Annotated in this window: 16 protein-coding genes; 7 read left to right on the top strand and 9 right to left on the bottom strand. The window is 61.5% G+C overall.

What is annotated here, in order from left to right:
* Nucleotides 1–77 precede the first annotated feature (77 nt).
* Nucleotides 78–311, bottom strand: a complete 234-nt coding sequence (locus FO013_RS04830) for a hypothetical protein (RefSeq protein WP_143921406.1) — start codon at nt 309–311, stop codon at nt 78–80.
* Between the two features lie 716 nt (nt 312–1,027).
* Here FO013_RS04830 and FO013_RS04825 point away from each other — a divergent pair.
* The gene (locus FO013_RS04825) at nt 1,028–2,053 is read left to right on the top strand and encodes an ABC transporter substrate-binding protein (RefSeq protein ID WP_143921405.1); all 1,026 of its coding nucleotides are present in this window, start codon (nt 1,028–1,030) and stop codon (nt 2,051–2,053) included.
* A gap of 126 nt (nt 2,054–2,179) precedes the next feature.
* On the opposite strand, the gene FO013_RS04820 is transcribed toward FO013_RS04825, so the two are convergent.
* Nucleotides 2,180–5,155 (bottom strand): UPF0182 family membrane protein, encoded by a 2,976-nt coding sequence (locus tag FO013_RS04820; protein WP_260848001.1) that lies wholly within the window; start codon nt 5,153–5,155, stop codon nt 2,180–2,182.
* A gap of 32 nt (nt 5,156–5,187) precedes the next feature.
* Nucleotides 5,188–6,327 (bottom strand): YlbL family protein, encoded by a 1,140-nt coding sequence (locus FO013_RS04815; RefSeq protein WP_143921403.1) that lies wholly within the window; start codon nt 6,325–6,327, stop codon nt 5,188–5,190.
* Between the two features lie 172 nt (nt 6,328–6,499).
* Here FO013_RS04815 and FO013_RS04810 point away from each other — a divergent pair, with 172 nt between their 5' ends.
* Entirely contained in the window at nt 6,500–7,951 is a 1,452-nt protein-coding gene (locus tag FO013_RS04810; RefSeq protein ID WP_143921402.1) for a zinc-dependent metalloprotease, read from the top strand.
* Entirely contained in the window at nt 7,952–8,521 is a 570-nt protein-coding gene (locus FO013_RS04805) for an NUDIX hydrolase (protein ID WP_143921401.1), read from the top strand.
* On the opposite strand, the gene FO013_RS04800 is transcribed toward FO013_RS04805, so the two are convergent.
* Nucleotides 8,499–9,056, bottom strand: coding sequence for a M48 metallopeptidase family protein (locus FO013_RS04800; RefSeq protein ID WP_143921400.1), 558 nt, complete (start codon nt 9,054–9,056; stop codon nt 8,499–8,501). The genes FO013_RS04805 and FO013_RS04800 overlap by 23 nt on opposite strands.
* Nucleotides 9,057–9,572: 516 nt before the next feature.
* On the opposite strand from FO013_RS04800, the gene FO013_RS04795 reads away from it, so the two are divergent.
* Entirely contained in the window at nt 9,573–10,475 is a 903-nt protein-coding gene (locus FO013_RS04795; protein WP_143921399.1) for a hypothetical protein, read from the top strand.
* On the opposite strand, the gene FO013_RS04790 is transcribed toward FO013_RS04795, so the two are convergent.
* Complete coding sequence (locus FO013_RS04790; protein ID WP_143921398.1) at nt 10,452–12,491, bottom strand: ATP-dependent DNA helicase UvrD2; 2,040 nt, start codon at nt 12,489–12,491, stop codon at nt 10,452–10,454. The two genes, FO013_RS04795 and FO013_RS04790, sit on opposite strands and share 24 nt — an antisense overlap.
* Nucleotides 12,488–13,465, bottom strand: coding sequence for an NAD(+) diphosphatase (gene nudC, locus FO013_RS04785; RefSeq protein ID WP_143921397.1), 978 nt, complete (start codon nt 13,463–13,465; stop codon nt 12,488–12,490). The genes FO013_RS04790 and nudC overlap by 4 nt, the downstream gene beginning before the upstream one ends.
* Before the next feature lie 105 nt (nt 13,466–13,570).
* Between nudC and FO013_RS04780 the strand changes: the two genes are divergently transcribed.
* A complete protein-coding gene (locus FO013_RS04780; protein WP_260847998.1) occupies nt 13,571–14,731 on the top strand; it encodes a protein kinase family protein in 1,161 nt (386 codons plus the stop codon).
* 61 nt (nt 14,732–14,792) lie between these two features.
* Here the strand turns inward: FO013_RS04780 and FO013_RS04775 are convergent, their stop codons facing one another.
* Complete coding sequence (locus FO013_RS04775; RefSeq protein ID WP_143921396.1) at nt 14,793–17,978, bottom strand: ATP-dependent helicase; 3,186 nt, start codon at nt 17,976–17,978, stop codon at nt 14,793–14,795.
* Nucleotides 17,978–21,277: a PD-(D/E)XK nuclease family protein gene (locus tag FO013_RS04770; RefSeq protein ID WP_143921395.1), complete on the bottom strand. Its 3,300-nt coding sequence runs from the start codon at nt 21,275–21,277 to the stop codon at nt 17,978–17,980. The genes FO013_RS04775 and FO013_RS04770 overlap by 1 nt, the downstream gene beginning before the upstream one ends.
* A gap of 97 nt (nt 21,278–21,374) precedes the next feature.
* Between FO013_RS04770 and FO013_RS04765 the strand changes: the two genes are divergently transcribed.
* Together FO013_RS04765 and FO013_RS04760 are read left to right on the top strand one after the other, a co-directional pair.
* Nucleotides 21,375–21,968 (top strand): TetR/AcrR family transcriptional regulator, encoded by a 594-nt coding sequence (locus FO013_RS04765; RefSeq protein WP_252199625.1) that lies wholly within the window; start codon nt 21,375–21,377, stop codon nt 21,966–21,968.
* Between the two features lie 91 nt (nt 21,969–22,059).
* A complete protein-coding gene (locus FO013_RS04760) occupies nt 22,060–22,281 on the top strand; it encodes a DUF3107 domain-containing protein (protein WP_143921394.1) in 222 nt (73 codons plus the stop codon).
* A 126-nt stretch (nt 22,282–22,407) separates the two neighbouring features.
* Here the strand turns inward: FO013_RS04760 and FO013_RS04755 are convergent, their stop codons facing one another.
* Entirely contained in the window at nt 22,408–23,040 is a 633-nt protein-coding gene (locus FO013_RS04755; protein ID WP_143921393.1) for a ferritin-like fold-containing protein, read from the bottom strand.
* Nucleotides 23,041–23,061 lie beyond the last annotated feature (21 nt).

Here is a 23,061-nt window from a genome sequence, read left to right as displayed (position 1 = left end):
ACATGCTTTCAGTACCGACTATACGAGTTGTCTCAAAAGGTCAGACTCCTACGCTGGTTGAAGCTGGCAACTTCCAGTCAACGGGCACGACTGCTGTCCCCCGAAGAGACAATCATGCCTATCGTCACAAGGGGTCCAAAGATCGCCATTCCCCAAACGATGGCAGTCGCGTCGCCGCCAGAGAGAATGACGTACCAGCCCCAGACTGCAGCACCAGCTCCGACCAGAATCAGAAGCTCAGCAGCAATGCCGAGTGCGACGAGGGCAAGAAAGCCGACGATGATGAGGGCCACAATGTCTGAGAAGTTCATGGCTTCCTCCTCCTTCGTTGTTCGTTCTGGTGTTCTAAGTCACTGTAGCTTGAGGTGCTGACACGAGCGCCGGATCACTGTGGGAAGCCGCCGCGCGAGAAGAAGTCTCGGTCCGGGTATGGAGCGCATTCGAGGCCACGGTCGAATAGTGCTGCCCGGACAGGCCCACGTGCAGATTTCGGTCCAGAGACTTCGATGTCTACTTTCTCGACGTACCTGCCCTCGTGGGTTCCTGCGACATGCTGTCCGGAGCGGTCGTGTCGTGTGAAGGAGAGTTCGTGAGTGTCAATACCTGCGTGGCTGAGCATCATTTTGACGCCGCGAACGCTGAGATGCTTGCTCATCGGTCGGCACCCCCAGAGGCCAACTCCACGAGACTCAGAGCCGAGGCCAGAGCAAGAATCTGCCCTCCGCTGATAGTCAGTCGATCAAGCACGAGTGAATCGCTTAACCCGGAGGTCGGAGGTTCAAATCCTCCCCCCGCCACGAAAGTGGCAGAATCCCCAGTCAGTTCTTCTGGCTGGGGATCCTTCGCATTCACCTACCTTCGCGGCCGCCCCCGGGGCCATGCTTGAAGTGACGCTTATCGACACTCGGTGGCCGACGAGGCGCTGCTGCGCTCCGAGTGTGTCGAGTTCCACCAAAGCCGGGTCGACAGGGACACCCAACGAAGCTCAAAAAGTGAACTCCAGCTAAGGCAAGGTTATGCTTACCTTATGACTCTTTCGTCCCGCAGCACGCGCGCCGTGGCCGCAACCGCATTGTCCGTTCTCCTGCTCACCAGCGCCTGCACCGCCGGCACCGACAACGACAAGGATGAGGGCACCGGCAAGAAGGACGTCGCCACCGGCGGCAAAGCTTTCGCCACGGCAGACAAGGAAACTGCCGAACTGGGAAGCGACGCCGAGCCCGGAGCATTCCCACGCACGGTGAGACATGCCAATGGCACCACCGAGATCGCAGAGCGACCCGAACGCGTCGTCGTCCTCGACACCGGTGAGCTCGACGATGTCCTATCTTTGGGCATCACGCCCGTCGGCATGGTCACAACAGAGGGGGCACACGCAGTGCCCTCCTACCTTGCTGATCAGGTCAAAGACGTCGAAACGGTGGGAACGATCAACGAACTCAACCTGGAAGTGATTGCCGAACTCGACCCAGACCTGATTCTCGGCAGCCAGCTGCGCGCCGACGCTCTCTACGACGAACTCGATTCGATCGCACCGACCGTATTCTCGATTCGCCCGGGATTCCCGTGGAAGGAGAACTTCGCACTCGTCGGCGAAGCACTTGGTATGGAGAATGAAGCCACCGACGTGCTCAACGACTACACGAGAGCCACCCACGATCTCGATGACGCGGTCGATGGAAACCCGACGATCTCGCTCGTGCGCTTCATGCCCGAGAGACTGCGACTCTACGGCAACAAATCCCTGATCGGTGTCATCCTCGACGATGCCGGGCTCGCTCGCCCCCAAGCACAGGACATTGCTGAACTCGCGCTGGAGATCTCTCCGGAGAACCTCGACCAGGCGGGTGGCGACTACGTCTTCTACACCAGTTATGGCGACCCCGAGGCAACCGGCGAGACCACGGCGCTTTCCGGCAGCCAGTGGACAGGTCTGCCGGCCGTCGAAAACGACAGAGCCTTCCGTGTCAAAGACGACGTCTGGTTCCTCGGATTAGGCCCCATCGGAGCCGGGCAGATCGTCGATGACCTCGACGGCTACCTGACTGACTGAACGAGCAGAACGGCTTCTCCCCCGCCACGCTGCCCGTATTCTGACCGCCGACACACGAGTCAGGCCCCCTGGGATCCGATCGGATCCCAGGGGGCCTGACTCATTCAGCGTCGACCGTGGCGGGCCTCAGCTGTCTCCGCCCTCATCGGCAGGGGCACTGGCCGGAGCCGAGGCTCCGTCCTTTGTACCGTCCTCGGCCAGGGACGGATCGGCTGCCACCGCATCCTCAATCGCATTCTTGAGACGATCCTGAGCCTTTCCGTACTTCTCGAAATCGCCCTCCTTGAGGGCTGCGTCGGAGTCCTCCATCGCCTTCTTGGCTTCTTCCAGCGCCTCGTTGAGGTTCTGGTCAGCAGGCTTGGCACCGGAGTCGCCACCGCTGCTCGATCCACCCGATTCGCCGGATCCGCTGTCCTCGGTACCGGCGTCTCCTGCCTGTGCACCGGAGTCGCCACCGAAGACCTGGTCGAGAGCCTCATCCAGGGTCGGAGCGAATCCGATGTCCTCGCCGAAGGCCACCAGCACGTGCTGGAGCAGCGGGTAGGACGTGTCACCGGCGGAGCGGACGTAGACAGGCTGGACGTAGAGCAGACCGCCACCGACGGGCAGCGTCAGCAGGTTGCCGTTCTGAACTTCAGACTCACCCTGACGCAGCAGGTTCAGGCTGCGCTGCACATCCGGGGCAGTGTTGAAGTTGTTCTGCGCCTGACCTGGACCGGGCACCGTCGTGTTACGTGGAAGCTGCAGAAGCCTGAGCTTGCCGTAGCCGTCTGCCACCTCTCCCTTGGAATTGCCGGCATCAGCATCCGCAGACAGGAAGCCGGTCAAGTTGTTCCGTGCCGTTCCTTCTGAGGAGCGCGCAGGAATGTAGGAGCTCGTCAGCGAGAACGACGGAGTCTTCTGACCCGGCATCTGCAGAGTCATGTAGAACGGAGGCTGCGTCAGACCACTGCTGGTCTTCTTCGTCGGATCCGTCGGCAGCGTCCAGAAGTCCTGACCGGTGTAGAACTCGCTGGCCGAGGTCACATGGTACTTCGTCAGCAGGTCACGCTGAACCTTGAACAGGTCCTCCGGATACCGCACGTGGCTCATCAGGTCACCCGACATTTCAGACGACGGTTTGATGAGGTCCGGGAAGATCTTCATCCACGTTTTGAGGACGGGATCTTCCTTGTCCCACTGGAACATGTCGACCGTGCCGTCATAGGCATCGACCGTGATCTTGACCGAGTTGCGGATGTAGTTGACCTCTTCATCCGGAAGCGTGGACACAGCGTTGGGCGCAGTTGCCGTCACCGAATCCTCGGTCGCTTCCTGCAGCGGCTGAGGCGTCGAATACGGGTAGTCCTTTGCCGTGGTGTAGCCGTCGAGGATCCACTTGATCTTGCCGTCGACGACAGCGGGGTACGGATCCCCGTCGATCTTGAGGAACGGGGCAAGCTTCTGCACGCGCTCACGTGGGTGGCGCTCGTACAGGATCTGCGACTCATCGTTGACTGCATCGGAGAGCAGAATCTGCTCGTCCTGATACTTCAGCGCGTAGGCCAGACGGTTGAAGAGGTTGCCCAAAGTCGGACCGCCGTCGCCGGTGAACGTGTTGTTCACCTGGCCCGAACCGCTTTCCTCATCGGAGGGGTAATCAAGCTCCCGTGGTGTCGCGCCCTTCTCGCCGCCGACGATCGAGTAGTCCGGTGAGCTCTCACCGAAATACACGCGCGGCTCATATTCGGGGAACTCCCCCTTAGGTGGAATGTCGGACTCCATGAACAACGGCTCACCATCAGGGCTGCGCTGATTGCCGTTGGCGGCAACGACACCAAACCCGTGGGTGTAGACGATCGCACGGTTGTACCAGCTCTGGTTATTCACCGAGTCCGGGGCCAACTCGCGGACTGCGATCACAGTGTCGCGCATATCGCCGTCGATCTCGTAGCGATCGACGTCGAGCTGCTCTGGGAAGGAGTAGTAGGGCCTGACTTGCTGCAGCTGGCGGAACGTGTCCGAGACCAGGTTCGGGTCGAGAAGACGGATCGACGCAGCTGTCTCAGCATCTGCACGCAGAGCGCCCTTCTCACCGCTGGTGCTCGGCTCATACGGAGTCACGTCGATGTCGTCGAAGTCGAAGCCATCACGAGTCGCATCGATGTTGTGCTGAATGTACTCGGATTCCAAGCTCTGCTGAGAAGGGCTGACCTGGAACTGCTGGACCATCGCGGGATAGGCGATGATCGAGATGCCGCCGAGGACGATGAGCGTCGCGGTCGCAATCAATGAGATCCGCCAGTTGCCCTTCCACGCCGTATAGACGAACAGGAACGCCACCAGCACCGCTGCTATCGCTACGATGGCCATGGCCGGCAGCGCCGCCCTGTCATCGGTGTAGGTCACACCGGGAACGATGCCGCCGGTTGCCGTCAGTCGTTCGTACCTGGCCAGCCACAGACGGCCCGCCTGAACGAGGACCAGAACGCCGACGGTGATTCCCAGCTGCCACTGGGCCGTCTTCGTCAGGATGACACCCTTCTGCTCGCCTGGACGGATGCCGCCGAAGAGATAATGCCCGACGAGTGCGGCGATGAGCGACAGCAGAACGGCCATCCCCACTTGATCTCCGATCAGCCGCAGACCGGGCAGAACGAAGACGAAGAACGACTTGTCCATGCCGAACTGGGCGTCCTGCGAACCGAAGGAGGTCGAGTTCATCCACTGAAGAACGGTGTTCCAGTGCGAAGAGGCGGTGATTCCGCTGAGCACGCCGACGACCGCTGGGATGGCGAGTGTCGCGACTCTGCGCAGCGGTTCGATGGCTTCACGGTACCGATCGAGGTTCTCCTGGCGCGGAGTAGTCGGCGCGTACACCGGGCGATTGCGGAAGGCCAGGTGCAGGCTCAGCCACACTGGGACCGCCATGACCACGAATCCGGCCACGAATGTCAGTCCGCGGGTGACCCACATGGTGCGGAACACCTGAGAGGCATCAATCTGTTTGAACCACAGGACTTCGGTGTACACCTGCGTGAATGAGATGAAAGCAACGAGCAGGATCGCCACTGACACGAGAGTGAGCAATAGGGGCGAACGTCTGGGCCGGTTCGTCGGCATTCGTGCGGAGGTGGGTGAGGACGGAGAGCTCACTACTGCCCTTTCTCGTTGTTGTCGGCGCCGCCAGCAGAACACTTCTTGAGATCCGAAGTGTCTCCGGCTGCGTACTGCTCCACGGCATTCTGCGCATCATCGAGCGTGTCGATGCGCGCCACCGTGATCTTGGACTGATCGGCAGCCTCGATGACCTCTGCACAGTTGTCTGCGGGCGAGAGGAAGAGCTTCGCCCCCTTTGCAGTCGAGGCCGCTACCTTCTGTCGAGCCCCACCGATGGGGCCCACATTTCCTGCAGGATCGATCTCGCCGGTTCCTGCCACATGCTTTCCTCCGGTCATAGCACCGGGTGTGAGTTCGTCGACGATCGCCAAAGCGAACATGGTGCCCGCGGAGGGGCCGCCGATGCCTTCGACGTTGAAGGCCACATCGACGGGGAACTCAAAGTCCTGTTTCATGCTGATACCGATGGCTTTGCGCCCGTCGATCGTCTCTGGTTTCAGCGCGACGTCGACTTTCTTCCCACCGCGTTCGACAACAAGGTCGACGGAGTCGGAGGACTGAACCGTCTCACTCATCACCTGTGCAGCTGCCGGATCGGGATCCAATTTCTTCCCGTTTACGGAAATGATCCGATCGCCCTTGCGCAGTTCCGCCTCGGCGGGCGAATCGGGAACCACATCACCGACGAGAAGGTGGACCTTATACGGTTTGTCGAGCTGTCCCATTGCTGCGGCAACGGCCACATCCTGACTGGATGACATCTCCACCGCATTGGAAGCGGCCACATCTTCCCGCGTCGTATCGAGAGGGTAGTAGGCCTCGGTGGGGATGACCGTCTCCTTGCCGTGGAGCAGAGCGCCCAGCGCCTGCGAAGCATAGGTATCCCGGCCCGGACCGCCGCTCACAGCCACTGTCAGCATATCGATGCGGCCGCTGGTCGGGTAGGTAGTGGCACCGGAGACGTCGATCATGGGTTTGTCCTGATAGTCGCCGAGGGTGTTGAACACCGGCCCAGGCAACTGCAGCATGTATGGCACCGGCAGCAAAACCGCAAGAGCGATGAGGATGTATGTCATGACCCCTGAAGTCGTGGTCAGACGTGGAGCGCGTCGTCGAGTGTCGCCACGCGTCGGTGCTGCGGGCACCGGCACGGCCCGAGGGGCATTAGCTGTCATGTGATCCTTTCGCTGCACCGCCCAACCAGTCTAGTTGAAACCTGACCGTGAGTTTCACAGACTCCTTTCGCCCGGTGCGAACATCATCCGAAACCTCCCGGAATTGGGAAGCTTCCCACATGCGGAACCGTTAACGTATAAGACAAACCGATCCTTGGGGGCTTTGAGAAAAATGAGCGATGACAACAACAACGAGCAGAATCCGTTCGAGCAGATCTTCGGAATGCTGTTCGGAGCGAACGGTCCCGGCTCCGGTCAGGGCGATGACAAGGACGGAAATCCCGGTCCGCAGGGCTTCCAGATCGACCCGGCGATGATGTCGACCATCATGAATCAGATGCAGGGTCTCTTCGGACAGGGCGCCGATCCCCAGGCGCAGGCGACGTCGATCGCGCAGAAGGCCGTTCCGAGCCCTGACCCTGCGGTGGGTCAGGAATCTGTCAAAGCGACCACAGATGCCTTCCGACTTGCCGAACTGTGGCTCGCCGAGGCAACCGAATTCTCCGTGGCCAATCGATCAGCACGTACGCTGACCCGCGCGGAGTGGGTCAGCGAGACCATGCCCGGGTGGCAGAAATTCGTTCTCCCGATCAAAGAGAACATGTCGACTGCCCTGACAGAGACCCTTGAGACTCAGGTGCCGGCAGAGATGAAGGGCATCCTCGCCGGCGCCTCGTCGATGTTCGGCTCGATGAGCGATTCGATGTTCGCCATGCAGATCGGTCAGGCAGTGGGTGCGTTGTCGGAGAGCGTTCTCACCGGTACCGAGGTGGGACTGCCCCTGCTGCCTCATGACAGCGCAGTGCTCGTTGAGACCAACGTGGAGAAGTTCGCCTCCGAGATCGACGTCGACGCCTCGGAAGTCAGAATCTACCTGGCCGCCCAGGAGCTCGCGCATCTCGCGCTGTTCGAACGAGCTCCCTGGCTCAGCGCACAGGTCGAAACGGCGCTGACCCGCTATGCGCAGGGCTTGAAGGTCGACACTTCACAGATTGAGGACATGGCCTCGCAGGTCGATCCGTCCAACATCTCCGACCTCAGCGACAATATTCGTCAGGGCCTGTTCAATCCTCCGACCACCGAGGATCAGAAGAAGGCACTGACGAATCTGGAGAACCTCCTCGCAGTCATCGCAGGCTGGGTCGACGTGGTCGTCTATTCCGCCTGTGGGCATCTTCCCGGACGCGATCAGATCCGTGAAGCCCTGCGTCGCCGCCGAGCCACGGCAGGCCCTGCCGAGAAGACTTTCTCAACCTTGGTCGGCTTGGAGTTCAATCCACGTCGCCTGCGCGACGCTGCGGCTCTGTTCGGATATCTCGAGACACAGGGAGGCACCGAGGCCCGAGACAAGGTGTTCTCCCACCCCGACCTGCTGCCGACAACACAGGACCTCGACGACCCGTTGGGCTACTCCGAACGTCGGCACGCCGAATGGACCAGCGAATCCACCCTTGACGAAGCACTGAGCCGAATTCTGGACGAAGGCATTGAAGGAACCGAGTCCGGCAAAGAATCGGAGCCGCAGAACGATGCCGGCTCGGATACCGACGCGTCGGATGCCGATTCAGATTCCGACGGTGGATCAGACGACGGCGATGAGACCGGCGGTCGCAGCGAGAACTGAATGATTCATCTCGACACAGCTCGCTCCGAGGTCCGCGCCACATCAACGCCGACTGATTTCGCGGGCAACTTCGAACGCCTGTTCTCAGCCGTCGGTGACGCAGCACTGCGACGTGGGGCCGGCGCTGAGCATGTCACTGCCAGCTGCCTCGTCTTCGACCCCGACTCCGAGGCCGTGCTTCTCAACCACCACCGCAAGGCTGGACTCTGGGGTCAGTTCGGTGGGCACCTCGAAGCCGAGGACGACAGTCTGCGCTCCGCGGCACACAGAGAGGCCATGGAGGAGAGTGGGCTGAGCCGGCTGACCTGGTTCTCGCCCGCCCCGATCGATCTCCATGTGCATGATCTCTCGGCTTCGTTCGGCGCTTGCGAACGTCATTTCGACGTTGTATTCGCCGCAGTCGCTTCCGTGCACCAGGTCCCTGTCGTCTCCGACGAGTCCCTTGCGGTGAAGTGGTTCCCGCTCAGCGCGCTGCCATCCTCACTCATGCCCGATCTCGTCGTTCGACTGCCGAAGCTGTACCGGGCAGGGGTGGCATCCCAGCAGGTCAGCGTCCGCCACCCCGGCTGAACTGCTCCCCCGCACTGAAGCCCTCAAGATAGAGCTTCGCGTCCGCCTGCCTGGGGTGTCTGTCCGCCAGCTCGTGGAATGCCCTGGAATGCGGGCCAATCTGCAGATGGGCAAGTTCATGGACGATGACTGTCTCCAACACCCAACGAGGCACTGTCTGCAGACGGTGGGAAACCCTGATGTCGCCTGACGACGTCGTCGTCGATGCCCATCGACTGATGTTCTGATTCGTCACCCACCTGATCGACTGCGGTCGCAGACGACCGTCGAAATAGCGCTGGCTCATCTCATCCGCCAGATCGATGAGGTCGGCCGCCGATGAATGGTCTCTGGCGGCAAGCCGATTGAAGAGATCGGTCAACGACCGAATGTTGTGCTCCACGCTGTATCTCACAGGCGTGCTGATAACGTACGTATCCACTTCCTTCGAGACCGAGATGGTCTTCTTCCGGCGTGCCGAACGGCGCACTTCGATCTCTCCGCGGGCAATTGCCCGCAGCACGTCCTCTTCGGTCCATCGCTGTTGAGCTGCCACAGACCCATCATAGGAAATTCAACGTCCATTATTTTTTTCGTCTCTAGTTGTGAGTTTCCTGAGTATCGATATTCTGCACCTCCTGCCGGGCTGTCCACAGGCCGAATTGCCCGCTGTGGGCTCCAGGTGCGGAAGTGACCTACGCTTTCACTCTCCGCGGAGCAATTTCCCCAATTATTCAAGGCACCTTTTCTCCACAGCTCATGGCGAGATATCCACAGGTTATCCACACACTGTTGACTCGCCTGTGCATGAACCGACATTGACGGGGCGGCAGATGCAGAATAGGTTCTATGATTGACCCCGGAAAACCCGGAGATGCGTGCGGAAGGGGAAGCTGCACGAGTTTCCGCGAGCGCCTGGGGCACAAAGCGGTTGAGGGCACGTCGGAATGCATTTTCCGGCCTGCCCTCAACTGTTTTCCACAGGGTTTTCCACAGTTCCATCTCGGCCATGGCGGATGTCGTCCACCTTCACTACTGTGGAAGTTCGAGGCGTTCGAGGCGAGGTGGAGACATGTTCCGAATTTTTCCCAGTGTGCCGATCACATGGCGTTCACCATCGTGTGTGCAGTTCGGCGTCGATGATCCTGTCCTCATCGACGGTCTCCTGCCCGCAGATGTCGCTCTCGTCGAGGAGCTGCGGATGGGTGTCGGTTCAGCCCAGTACTACTCTCGAGCTCAGGATCTCGGTGCCGACCTGGGCCGGGCGAGCTCGCTGATCACATTGCTCGATGAAGCCGGCGTCATGGTTCCCGACGATGCCGATGCCGTGATGATGACGAAGAGTTCGCCGCTGTTGGCGACTGCGCAGATCTTCGCCCTCTCACCTGATCGCGTATCGAGGGTCCTCGGAGATTCGCCGATTCTGGTGGTGGGGCCGTTGAGAGCCGTCACAGAACAGTATCTCTCAGCCTCCGGTTTCGCCATCGCTGAACAGCATCGCGTCGAAGACCTCGATCTGCTGTCCTCACCGCTGGTGATCACAACTTCGTACCTCGTCCCAGACATTCACACTGCCACTTGGCTCACGGATCGTGAGGTCCCGCATTGCCAGGTTGTGATCGGGGAATACTCTCTCGAGATCAGCGGTCTCATCCGGCCCGGGACGACGCCGTGCGCCGCGTGTGAGTGCCTGCGGAGGAAAGACGCCGATGATTCCTGGCTGGATCAGTACCCCCACGTTCGAGCCCTCCCAGACCGCGAGAGTCTCAGCGATCCCTTGTCGCGTGGGCTGGGCGCGCTCAACGCCGTCCAGATCCTCAGACGATCTCTGCTGCGCCCAGACACACAGCCGGTGCGCAGAAGCGTCTCACTGGCCACAGGTATCGGCACAGACGAGGCTCTGACGTTCCATCCTCGCTGCCAGTGCCGCGTTTCCGTCCCCCACTTCGACCTAGTCGACGAGCAGGCTCAGTAACCCTGACCCATAGAGTTCGAGTTTGGTGGCGCCGACTCCAGGGATCTTCGCCAACGATGTCATGTCCTGCGGTCTGATCTCTGCGATCGCGGAGATCGATGCGTCGGTGAGGACGAGATAGGGAGGCAGCCCCTGTTCCAAGCCGACACGGGCCCGCCATCGGCGCAGTCGGTCGAGGAGTTCGAGGTCGATGTCGGCAGGACAGTTCGCACACCTGGACAGGGCTCGGTCGACCTGGGATACGAGCACCTTGCCACACGATCTGCAGCGATTCATCGCCACCGAGGCTGCAGTCCGACGGCCCTGACCCACGGTTTGATCGACTCGCCCGAGTTCGCTGAGGAATCGGGACGGCTTACGTGGTCGCTGCTTGGAGTCATGGCGTGACTGTGACCAGCTCAAGCTGAGGTCACGGCCGGCACGCGTCAGCGCCACATAGAACAGGCGCCGCTCCTCAGCGACCGTTCGCGGCGTCTGGGCGTAACTGATGGGCAACAGGCCCTCACTGAGCCCGACGAGGTGCACACTGTCCCATTCAAGACCTTTGGCCGCGTGAAATGAGGCCAGGGTGACACCCTCGATGTCAGGGGCGAATTGGTGTTCGGCTCGATCGCTGAGATCTGCGAGAAACGTTTCCAGTGGCACCGGCAGTTCAGATCCTGACTGATGGGTCTCCGCGAGATCGACCAAGGCCTTCAGAGATTCCCATTTCTGTCTGCTTGCCCCTGCCGCAGGTGGTTTGCTCGAGTATCCCAGGGACACCAGCACCTCGGCGACGACTTCCGGTAGGGGCCTGCCGCTCGAGGTGGCGCGGGCCGCTTTCAGCATGAGGACGGCCTCTTTGACCTCCTTGCGCGCGAAGTACCTCTCCCCGCCTCGCAGAACGTAGGGGATTCCGGCCGCCGCCAGAGCCTGCTCATAAGCGGGACTCTGTCCATTCGTGCGGAACAGGACCGCGATGTTTCGCGCTCGGCGCCCGGCATTGATCTCGGCAGAGATGGCCTTGACGACCCCAGCGGCCTCAGCGTCATCGGTCGGATATTCGGTCATTGCCGGCTGCTGTCCCTCGGGATTGTCTGTGCGCAGGGTCAGCGCCGAGCGGGATGTGTGCCGAAGCAGGTTGTTCGCCGTCGACACAATCGCCTTCGTCGACCGATAGTTGCGGACCAACTGGATCGTCGTCGACGTCGGCAGTGAGGCGCCGAGAGTCCTCAGCAGTGAAGAATCTGCTCCGGCGAACGAATAGATCGTCTGGGCCGGGTCACCGACTACGCAGAGGTTGTCTCGTGGCCCCAGCCAACGCGAGAGGACATCATATTGGAGGGGTGAGACGTCTTGGAACTCGTCGACGACGAAGTGTCGGTACTGATCACGAATGTCTGCTGCGATGGCCGGGTATTCTGCGAGCATTCCGTCCAGAACAAGCAGAACATCTTCGAAGTCCATCAACCGGCCGCGTGTCTTCGCTTCGCTGTATGCCTCGAAGATGCGCACCATGTCTTCGACACCAAATTGTCCGGGAAGATCGCGTGCGGCGGCTTGGGTGGCATAGTCATCGACACCGAGGAGGGATGCGGCAGCGAACTCGAGTTCAGAGGCCACATCTCGATTCAGTTCCCGGCTGGTCTCGATCCCCATGCTCTGCAGCACTGAACCGAGGATCCCCGCCTTATTGTCAATGATTCGGGGGAAGTCGCCGGTCGCAAATCGATCCCAGAAGAAGCGCAACTGGCGAAGAGCTGCTGAGTGAAAGGTTCGTGCCTGGACTGCGGGAACCCCGAGGTCGCGCAGACGAGACCGCATCTCTCCTGCTGCCTTGGCGGTGAAGGTCAGAGCCAGAACGTGGTTGGGAGGGAACACATCGGTGGCGATGCCGTAGGCGATGCGATGGGTCATGGCACGGGTCTTGCCCGTCCCGGCTCCGGCCAGGACGATCACTGGTGTGGAGAACTGGGTGGCGACCTCTTTCTGCTCCTCGTCGAGAGCGTCGAGGAGCGCTGTAGCCTGAGCGTTCAAATGTTGTCCAACCAGCTGTAGAGGAGCTGCCCTGCGATCGAGACGAGTCCAGGCGCCCTGACCGTGCCGCGTTCGATGGCTGCGCGCAGCTCCTCACGTGTGAACCAGGTCAAGGTGGCGATCTCAGCCTCGTCGGCAGCGAATTCGAGGCTCGGAGCTTCAGCTGAGAAGCCGAGCATGAGGGAGCACGGGAACGGCCAAGGTTGGGATCCGAGGTACTTCGGGTCCACAACTTCGACGTGGGCCTCCTCGAACACCTCACGGATGACTGCGTGTTCCAAGGTCTCACCGGGTTCGACGAATCCGGCCAGTAGGGAGTAGCGGTCGACTTCCCACGCCGCATTGTTTCCCAGCAGCACTCTTTCGACACCGGCCGCGTCCGTGTTGATGATGAGGACGATCACGGCCGGGTCGGTGCGAGGGAAGTGTTCGCTGCCGTTGTCTGGGTCTGTTCTGACCCAGCCGCCCAGGGTGGGACGTGTCGGCTGCCCCGTCCGGGGCGAGAACTGGTGGGCTCTGTGCCAATTCCCCAGGCCCACGATCTCGCATGCCACGGACACTTGCACGTCATCGAGGGTCTCGGCAAGCTGACGCAGCGGCATCCACACAGGCTCAGCGCTGTCGATGCCCTCCCCCGGAGCGGTCAGCAGATCAGTGGCGTCGCGGGCACGAGAAGTCGCCAGCCAGGTGTCCAGTTGGCTGCGACCGGAATCATCAAGGGAGACCCCGATGTACCGGTTTCCTTCATCGTCGCGGCCGAGGTAGATCTCTGTCTGCTCCTCCGGAACCATTACGGGATCAGTGATGAACAGGCCCCCGGCCGCCACGAGGAGTGACCCACGATGTTCGAACACGGGTTTTGCTCCGCTGGCCCACAGCTCCTGCAGGTCACCGTCCTGACCACGAGAGAGATGGTCTCGATCGATCCCATGGCGGGCCAGACTGATCGGCTTCACGAGTGGCAGTGGCTTCATGCCCTCCACGATAACTCAGGGCCATGACGCAGGAAGTGTGGGTGCTGACACGCTCAACAGCCGAATCTCCGGTCTCCGGCCGCGCCAGACGGTAGATTGGGGAGGGTGAATACCAAGGCGCTCAAGTTGGCAGCTGTAGCGGCAACGATGCTCGAAGACTTTACCCCGACGCAGTGGGTCCCCCTGCCGTCACTGGGGTTGGGAGTCAGAGTGCTGCTTGACGATGGTCAGCAGCAGTTGGTTGCGACGGCACAGACGAGTCTCGATCGATCCGCAGACACGGGTTCGGCCGCTGAAGCTGCTCGAATCTACGACACGATGTACCCGCATGCCGGATTCACCTGGCCCCATCTGCGCGCCATCATCGAGGTTGAGGCCGACTACTTCGATACTTCTGCACCCATCACGGTGACCCTCATCGAACCCTTGCCCGGTGCTCCCGTAGGCGATCAGGCCATTGCTGACATCGCGCGGGCGAGCTCATTGGCACAGGCCCTGGCCACCCTGCATTCGGCGGCTCCGGAATCGATCTCCGAGGCAGGGTTCCCCGTCGAAGACCCGTCTCGTTTCCAGTTTCAGATCTTGGAGCGACTTGATCAGGCCGCAGCCACGGGCCGGGTGCCAGCGGATCTGCTCCAGCATTGGGAAGAGGAGTTCGAGAGGGTCTCCCTGTGGCGCTTCCTCGCCACACCCATCCACGGAGCGATCGACGAGACGAGCGTCTACACCGATCAGGAGCGGGTGCTCGCGCTGTCGGGAATCGAACGTCTGCGGGTCTCCGATCCTGCCATCGATCTGGCCGCAGCCTCTGCGCTCATCGACCCTGCCGCTGTCTCGACCTTCTTCAGTGAGTACAGAAACTCACGTCCCCGCGCCGACGAACATGTGATCACTCGTGCCGAACTCTTGGCCGAGTTCGCCGTCCTCGACTGGCTCCTCGAAGCAGTGGATTCCGGCGATGAGGAGGCAGTACAGGACGCAGGTGAACTGCTGTCCTCGTTCAATGACGTCCTCTTCGCGAAGGACGCTGCAGCCCCCAACGCCGTTTCCCCCGGTCCGGCGGCCGAAAGCTCCGACCACGGTTCAGCTCCAGAAGCGAATGTGCTGCCGGAAGAGAGCGAGTCGGAGCCGGAGAGCAAGCCGCAGTCCGATGCGGGGCTGGAGACCGAGAACGTCATCGACGAGGAGCCTGAACCGGACGACGTTCAAACAGATGACGCTGAACCCGATGACACTGAACCAGACGACGGAGTTCACCGCCCCTGATCCGGACCTGATCCTGAGCTGAGGACCGGATCCGTTCGCCGCCTCAGACTGTTTCACCGCCTCATGTGCTGTCGTTGTCCTCCAGCCATGCAATGATCTCGGCTTCCTCCGGAAGCTGAGTGAACTTCACAATGTCGTCGCTGCCGACGAAGTAGAAGGTTCCCGTCACCTCGGTGATTTCGGGATGGACCCGTTGGATGGCGAAACGGTAGAGAGCCAGCTGCCATTTCATCACCTCAAGCGTCTTCTCATCCGGCTGTTTCGAGGTCTTCCAGTCGACGACTTCAGCATGATCGCCGGTGATGAAGACCGCATCGATCTTCCCGGGGACCCTGAATCGGCCGAGGACCAGTTCGAATGACATTTCGATGTGGTCGGCATGCCTGCTCGCGAACTCGGAGTCGATGAACGTCTGCTGCAGACGCTCAATCGTGGTTTTGTCGATGGCCTGCACCTGCTGTTCGTCGTCGATGTCGATGCTCGCCTGCCCGAAATGCTGCTCGACCCAGGAGTGGAAGGTGGTCCCGATCTCTGCGGCTCGGCTCGGCGGATTCGGGATCGGACGCAGGGTCTGGGTGATGAACTGCTGTGGGTCTCTGCGCCACGAGACTAGAGCAGTTGCTGACAGTCGATCCGGGACGCTTCCGGTGCTTGCTGTGCCTGGGCGGCTGCTGATCCGCAGCGCCTGTCGCGCATATTCGCCCACGAGTCCCGGGCGCTGGGCCAGTTCGTCAAGACCGGTTGGTGCAGCGGAGGTGACCCATTCGGCCGCTCGTCGGGCCGTGGACACACGTTCTGTTCGCGGCACGGGCCAGATGCTTGTCTCGATACGGTCTTCCGCAGATTCTTCGGCAGGTTCCGGCATCTCGACGTCGCGCTGCAGCACTTCGATCGCTTCGGTCAGGAACGGGGACGGCTCGTCGGGGTTGGCTCTGGCACCCATCAGCTCTGCACCCAACCACAGATGGTGCTTGGCCCGGGTGAATGCGACGTAGGCGAGGCGGCGTTCTTCTTCCTCGTGTGCGTCCGCGATGGCTGGTTTGATGAATTCGTTGACCCATTCGTCGAGTGCCTTCTTCGTATCGAAGTCGGCGGTGCGAAGATCATAGTCAACCAGATGGGCGCGGTCTCCTCGCAGCGGATACGGCAGAGCGGTTCTGTCCATCCACCCCTCTTTGTCACGCGGTTCCGTCGGGAAGTCCTTGACCACCAGTGACGGCACAGCGACTGCATCGAATTCGAGGCCCTTCGAGGCGTGCACTGTCATGATGTCGATCGCGTCGGAGGCAGAATTCGGTTCGGCCACGCTCAGCGAATCCTTCGCCTCCATCAACGTCAGCCACTCCAGGAAACCCGGCACTGATGGCTGGTCATCGGTGGCCGAATACTGGCTTGCTGCTGACAGGAAGGAATCGATCGCTGAGCGATGAAGATTGCGCAGCGAATCACTCAGCCCCCAGATGTCGGAATCGACTCCGGTCTCCGTCATCGCGGTGCGGATGATCGAGGCGATGGTGCCGGAACCGGAACGGACATGACGCAATGCTCGTGCCAGCTTCACCAGCCGTTCCAGTGCCATCGAGCTCAGACCCGAAGTGCGGAAGCTATTCACCATGGAGCGTGCGCCCGCGATATTCGCCGAACCTGCAAGTGCCTCGGAGAGATCGACGAGTTCGTCAAGGCCTTCGACGATCGTGGGCTGATCGATGGCCTCCGGCACGATTCCCGTGCTGTCAGGGTCCTCTCCCAGGAACTCGGTCAGTCGCAGATCGTTCTGCTTCCGGGTGAATGTCTGCAAAGCGGCGATGTCTGTGGCGCCGAGGCCCAGCAGACGTCCGCTGATCAGCCTCATCAGACTGTCGCCGGCCATCGGGTCGACGGCGGCAGTGAGGACTGCCCGCAGATCGGCGACGAAAGGATCGCTCAAGAGACCTGAAGAGCCATGCACATGCACGGCGTGGCCCGCAGCCTCCAGCGCCGCGGCAACGGGCGCAAAATGGGCACGTTTGCGGCACAGGACCGCTGTCGACGATCCTGCGGGCAGTGTGGCCACCCATTCTGTCAGCGACCGGAGTCCGACGGTGAGGAAGTCGGGATCATGCGCTCCCGAGCTGATGTCGATGGCCACGTCACCGTCTCCTGCACCTGTGCGAGCAGTCAGCGGTTTTTCCCGGCTCCCGGCTAGTCCGTCCGCTGTCCGGTTGGCGACCTTCAGGATCGTGTGGTCATTGCGCCAGCTGGTGCTCAGTGTCAACGGCGCTACGTTTGAGAAATCCGCTGAGAAGCGGATCATGTTGTCAGCGCTGGCACCGCGCCAACCGTAGATGGCCTGCCTGGGATCTCCCACCGCTGTCACTGCGGTGGAATGGAACAGATCGCGCAGCAGTTTCAGCTGGGCGACCGAGGTGTCTTGGAACTCATCGAGGAGAACGATTGACCATCGCCGCTGTTCGGCACTGCGAGCGGCCGGCACTTCGTCGAGGATGCGTTGCGCGAACCGAACCTGGTCCGAGAAGTCCATGGCCAAGTTGCGACGTTTGGCGCTCATGTATTCGCCGGCCAGTTTCGCTGTCTTGATCTTTGCCTCGAGCTTTGCCCTGCGACCGTTGGGGTCAACGGGTTTGCCCTTGCTTGAGACCAGTGCCTGCAGACACTGGTCGAGATAGTCAGTGACTTCCTCGACGTCGCGACCGTGGTCATTCATCGCCGCTGCCAACGAGATGATGTCGGCGATCATCGTCTCTCGTGCGAAGTTGCCGGGGATCTCCTCTGTTGAGGTTGAGTCGATGATCGAGCCGGCGATCGTGTGAGCACCGGCGTCATCAAGGAGCACAGTCTCGGGTTCGATGCCGATGCTGACTCCGTGCTCGCTGACGATCGAGGCCGCATAGGAGTTGTAGGTCGAGACCGTGGGGTTGTCGAGACCAGGAAGGCTCAAGTCGGAACCCAGCCCGAGGCTGTGGCGCAGGCGGGCCAAGAGCACCCTGATCCTGCCACCCAGTTCGCCCACGGCCTTCCGGGTGAAGGTGAGTCCCAAGATCTCCTCGGGCGCGACGAAGCCATTGGCTACGAGCCACACCACCCGTTGCGAGATCACTGTCGTCTTGCCAGAGCCGGCACCGGCAGTGACCTTCATCGACTGCTGAGGGTCGGCTTCGATGATGATTCGCTGCTCTTCGCTCGGGGGGAACGCCTGGGCAGGGTCGGCGGCGGTCAGGCGGGCAAGTTGTTCTGCGGTGAAGCGCATCAGGACTCTTCCAACGTCTGGGGCCCGATTGCCGGGCAGGAGGTGCGCACAGGACAGCTCAGGCATTTCTGAGGCTCGACCCTGGCTGGGAACTGCGCAGCCCGCATACGATCGGAGACACCGTTGATGAGGTCGCGGGCCCAGCCCGGATCCTCGTCGATCTCGAGCGCGGACTGCTCTCTCGTCGTCTGCTTGGAATTGCGCAGGAACACGAGTTCGGCACCGTACGCCTTGGCGTCGATGACCTGGTCTTCTCCGATGGTGATGGTCCCGGAGTTGATCGCCTCCTGGTAAACGCCGAGTTGGGCGTGACGGGGCATCTCCTGCCCCTTGACCACGTTCTTGCCGGTTTTGAAGTCGACGATCCGGATGCCGTCTGGAGTCTGCTCGACCCGATCAAGGCGACCGGTGACCTTCCATTCCTGGCCTTTGTCATCAACGCCGGTGGCGTACACCAGGGCTTCGACGCCGATGGGATCACCGGGCGCGGTCTTGATGTATTCGCCGAGGCGGTCAGCCATCTTCATCGCCAAGGTGTGTTCGCGATCTCGCTCCCACTCCGCGTCGAACTCGAGCGTCGTGAACTCCTTGTCCACGTAGTCGCGGATCGCTGAGGGTGGGCCCTGCGGGAAGTTCTCCGCTGCAGCGTGGATGATCGTCCCCAAGCTCTGCGCCAGGGAACCTGGCCTGTCACCTCCATTGCGGGTGAGGAACCACCGCAGCGAGCAGTCGGTGAAGGACTCGACCTGGGACGGTGAGACTCTCACCGTGTCTTCGGAAGTGAAGAGAGGCCCGGATGAGGTGATGTCTTCGGTCTCGCGCCACTGGTCGGGTGGTTCGACCGCAGTGCTCGCGGCAGTCAGTGCCGCCAGCAGCTGTGCCCAGGCATCCACATCTTCCCCGGACTCTTCCTGTGCCGGGTCAGCTGCGGCTCTCAGCAGCCGTGCCCGAGTGTGTGCAGCCATCTCTGCCAGAGACAGGGGCAGGAGTTCGTCCTCGTGAGTGATCGCGTAGCTGTCCGCATCTTCGGTGCCCTTCGCTGTGCGCGCCGCGATCACGTCGAAGAATGGCGAGGGATTGCTCTCAGCATCGGAGATTGCGGTGACGATGACATGCTCTTCGGCCCGAGTCAGCGCCGTGTAGAAGAGTTCGCCCTCTTCACGCAGATTCTTCCGTTTGGCGTGGGCGTGGTAGCCCGGGTCACCTGTCGCGGTCTCACCAGTTCTCAGCACAGAGCTGAGATCATCGAGCCCGAGGATGCCGCCGCGGAGCTTCGGGTTGGGCCAGACTCCCTCGTTCACCTCCGGGATGATGACGAGCGGGACTCGCAGATGTGCCAGGGACGACGGGGTGCCCACCTGCACATGATCGTCTGTGCCAGCCCGCGCAGCCAGGGAATCCTGCGCGATGTCCTGCTCTGCCACGATCCCGGCGAACGAACGTGCTGTGAATCCGCCACGATCGGAGATCTTCTGCGCCAAGGTGAACAGGCGCAGCACTGAGTCGAGGTGCGAATTCGCCACGGATTCTGGGTCGCGAAGGGCCTCCGACTGCCATTTCTCTGCGACGCCTGAGGCCTCCCAGATCATCCAGAGGGCTTGGTGCGGGTCGACCGATCGCACCTCAGCTGCAGCGTGCAGCATCCGGGAGATCGTGGCCAGTCCTGTCGGGGATGCGTCGTCGACATCGTTACGCAGCGCCTGTGCCAGCGAGGTCGAACTGTTCGCTGCGGGAAACTTCTTCCTCACCACACGCTTGAATCGTCTGATCTGCACCGGGTCGAGGCGGACATAGACGCTTCCGGCCAGGGCCAGAGCCTGTGCAGCGATCGAATCGTCGTCGGCGAAGTCCGGGGTGCGCGAGAGCAGCTCGAGCAGCGGTGCTGTGGCGGGGTCGACGCTGAGAGGCTGCATGAGGTTCGCGGTGGCCACACCGGAGGCACTCAGTTCGTTCGCGACGACTCGAGCCGTCGACGTGTTGCGACACAGCACAGCCACATCCGACCATGAATGCCCGTCTTCGACGAAGCTCGTCACTCGACGTGCCAGGTACCGGTAGCTCGAAGCCGCGCCCTCGAACACATGGGTCTCCACCGTATCCGGCAGGTCACGCGAAGACGCGAGGACAGAGTCATCAACCGCATGGAGAACTGCTTCGTCAGCGCTGAGGGCCGGGGCTGCGGCCTCGTCAGAAGAGTCAACGGCGACCGAGGCGTCATCTGAGGTGCCAGGCCCGCCGCTGGGGCGTGGCATATGGTGCAGGCCCCACCGAGTGGTGATCCGCCGGCCGAAGTCATCGCTGACGTTGACGATGTCGGGTCCTGTGCCCTTCACCTCGGGCAGGATCACGGTGGTGAATCCGTCGTCTGCAGCACTGCGGTCGATGATCGAGGCATCGGCTCCGTGGAAACGTCCGGTCACGGTCTCCGGACTGCCGAAGAGCGCCACAGCACTTCCGCGCTCACGCAGCTGCTCAAGCAGACCCCAGCTCGCAGCGGGAAAATCCTGAACTCCGTCGGCAAGGACCACGGTGGGCACCACATCGGGGGCGAAGGTCCAGGTTCGGCCCGCGGTCACCTCGGCTGGTTCGCGCAGAACCTCGAATGCTGCTCGAGCCAAGACAGTCGCAGAGTCTGTGCCTCCGTAGCCGGGCATGCTCATGATGTCGAGGTATTCGTCGAGAACCTGGGCCACCGCTTCCCATCTCGGATCGTGATGCCGCTCAAGCGCACGATCGAGCACGCTGCGCCCGAAGTCGAACACGAACTCGGGTGTCTGCGCGGGACCACCCCCGGCGGTCGGGGCAGGAACCCGCACACCGAAATCGAACTCCATGACCCTGTTGAGGAAATCTCGGACCTCGGTCCGAAACGCGGAGGTCGATCGCACCTCCGCGGTGATCTCAGCAGGCCAGGCCGGTCCACGGCCGTGGCCGAGTTCGTGGCCGGCGAGGAGATCGGCGAGGAACACGTCCTGATCAGCGCCCGAGATGAACTCGAGGTCATCGCCGGTCTGAGTCGTGTGAGCAGCGCGCGCAATTCCGTAGGCGAACGACGAGATGCTTCGAGCCGGGGCGGAGGCCAGCACCGCGTCTCTGGGTACGGCGAGACGGTTGCGCAGCACATCAGCATGATCGCGATTGGGCGTGAGAACCAGCACCGAGGCGGGACTGACCTCGACCATCAGCTGTGCATACACGGATTCGAGCTTCGACGTCTTGCCCGTCCCGGGGCGTCCGACGACTGTCACCGACTCCCCCGCGAGCAGTTTCGCGCTGATCCCCTCAGTCACTTCATCCATACTCGTATTCCATCATGAGTCACGGACATGAGAACGATGTGGCCGAGCCCGAGCGCGTTGACCGATCCCGGACCTGGTTTTCGCGTAGCATGAAGGAATGTCAAGCCCGCAACAGAGATTGCCCCGTGAACAGCGCCGTGACCAGTTGGTGGGGGTGGCACGTTCGGTCTTTGCGACACGCGGATACCGGACCACCTCGATGGACACGATCGCAGAGGCGGCCGGTGTCTCAAAGCCTGTCCTCTACCAGCACTTCGCATCGAAGCAAGACCTCTATCTAGCACTCATAGACGATTCTGCCGCGCACCTCGACACGACACTCGACGCTGCGATCGGATCAACCGATGATCCTCATGAGAAGGTCCGTGCCACCTATCGCTCCTACTTCGAGTTCGTTGTCTCCCATCGTGAGGAGTTCATCATCCTCTTCAACTCCGATGTCTACGAACCGGAGGCACAGGAGCGGATCCGCGGCCTGCGAGAACGCACCGCCTCACGTGTCATGACTGCGCTGAAGAGCTACACCGATCTCGATGACATCCAGGCCCGTATGCTGTGCCGGACTCTCATCGGCACTGCCGAGGTCGTCGTCAAGCAGCTCGAGACGACGCCGGAGATCGACGTCGACACCGCCGTCAGCCTGCTCACCCAGATGAGCTGGGGCGGCCTCCAGTCCTTCAGGACGAAGTGATTGCGAACTCTGATCTGGAGAGGGAAGAAAACACGACCTCGCTGACGTTATGCTGAGGACGACTTACACCACGACCCGCACAAGGAGCACAATGGAAATCAAGATCGGCGTCAAGCAGTCACCGCGCGAAATCGTCATGGAATCAGACGAGGCACCGAAGGATCTGGCCGCGCGCATCGAAGAATCCGTCAAGGCCGATTCACTGCTGTCCTTCACAGACATGAAGGGGCGCCAGGTATTCGTCCCGGCTTCCGCTCTGGCCTACGTCGAGATCGGCACGGAATCTGCCCGTCGCGTCGGCTTCGGCGCCTGAACGACTGCCTGCGCAACACAACGTGCGCGGATGAACGTCGCATCTCGGTGAATTCCCCGTGAATAGGCTGAGGGCCCGGTCAGACACCGGGCCCTCAGCCTATTCACGGACCCGAATCAAGGAGCTTCAGGCCACCAACCCCAGGGCTGACATCCGCTTCGAATGGTTGGCCGTCACTGCCGGAATCGATGCCACCACCAACTCCTCATCGATGCCCAGAAAAGAGTCGGTGAGAAGGTTGCGTGCGCGCCCCAATGTTTCGGCCACGAGCTTGCGGCCCCACAGCGCCAGACGCGAAGCCAGCTGGGTGTCGGCGGCGACGTCGGCGGTCAGGCGATTGCGCACATATTCGGTCGCACGTGTATCATCGAGAATTGTAATTGCCAGGCTGTATCCGGGCTCGCTGAGCTCCTCCACGGCCGTGCGGTAGAAGTCATTCATGATTCCGTCGAAGACGAATCCCTTCATGAGACTTTCGTGCCAGTCACGAGGACGAGTCCGTTCAGCCAGCACGGTGAAGGTCGGCTCGAAATGCTGACAGAGCTCGACCGCATCCTGGCCCAATCGACTGATGTGCTGCGAGAGCTCTTCGAAGTTCGCAAAGGACAGAGAGGCCAGCCGCGCCAGAGTGACTTTATCGTCCATGTGCACCGCGGTGGTCGCGTTGGTGGCCATTCGTTCGAAAGCGGTCAACTCGCCGAACGCCAGCAGCGCGAGCGTAGCAGCATTATTACCGGCCAATGGGGCAGAATCGGGCATAACTCAAGAGTACCGGTTCAC

Source organism: Brevibacterium aurantiacum, from assembly GCF_007558825.1.
In the GTDB taxonomy this organism is placed as follows: domain Bacteria; phylum Actinomycetota; class Actinomycetes; order Actinomycetales; family Brevibacteriaceae; genus Brevibacterium; species Brevibacterium aurantiacum_A.
This window is presented reverse-complemented; position numbering and strand designations above follow the sequence as displayed.

What these genes read in the sequence shown, in the direction of transcription:
- FO013_RS04830 (WP_143921406.1), bottom strand. Translation starts at nt 311, where the DNA reads ATGAACTTCTCAGACATTGTGGCCCTCATCATCGTCGGCTTTCTTGCC.
- FO013_RS04825 (WP_143921405.1), top strand. Translation starts at nt 1,028, where the DNA reads ATGACTCTTTCGTCCCGCAGCACGCGCGCCGTGGCCGCAACCGCATTG.
- FO013_RS04820 (WP_260848001.1), bottom strand. Translation starts at nt 5,155, where the DNA reads ATGCCGACGAACCGGCCCAGACGTTCGCCCCTATTGCTCACTCTCGTG.
- FO013_RS04815 (WP_143921403.1), bottom strand. Translation starts at nt 6,327, where the DNA reads ATGACAGCTAATGCCCCTCGGGCCGTGCCGGTGCCCGCAGCACCGACG.
- FO013_RS04810 (WP_143921402.1), top strand. Translation starts at nt 6,500, where the DNA reads ATGAGCGATGACAACAACAACGAGCAGAATCCGTTCGAGCAGATCTTC.
- FO013_RS04805 (WP_143921401.1), top strand. Translation starts at nt 7,952, where the DNA reads ATGATTCATCTCGACACAGCTCGCTCCGAGGTCCGCGCCACATCAACG.
- FO013_RS04795 (WP_143921399.1), top strand. Translation starts at nt 9,573, where the DNA reads ATGTTCCGAATTTTTCCCAGTGTGCCGATCACATGGCGTTCACCATCG.
- nudC (WP_143921397.1), bottom strand. Translation starts at nt 13,465, where the DNA reads ATGAAGCCACTGCCACTCGTGAAGCCGATCAGTCTGGCCCGCCATGGG.
- FO013_RS04775 (WP_143921396.1), bottom strand. Translation starts at nt 17,978, where the DNA reads ATGCGCTTCACCGCAGAACAACTTGCCCGCCTGACCGCCGCCGACCCT.
- FO013_RS04770 (WP_143921395.1), bottom strand. Translation starts at nt 21,277, where the DNA reads ATGGATGAAGTGACTGAGGGGATCAGCGCGAAACTGCTCGCGGGGGAG.
- FO013_RS04765 (WP_252199625.1), top strand. Translation starts at nt 21,375, where the DNA reads ATGTCAAGCCCGCAACAGAGATTGCCCCGTGAACAGCGCCGTGACCAG.
- FO013_RS04760 (WP_143921394.1), top strand. Translation starts at nt 22,060, where the DNA reads ATGGAAATCAAGATCGGCGTCAAGCAGTCACCGCGCGAAATCGTCATG.
- FO013_RS04755 (WP_143921393.1), bottom strand. Translation starts at nt 23,040, where the DNA reads ATGCCCGATTCTGCCCCATTGGCCGGTAATAATGCTGCTACGCTCGCG.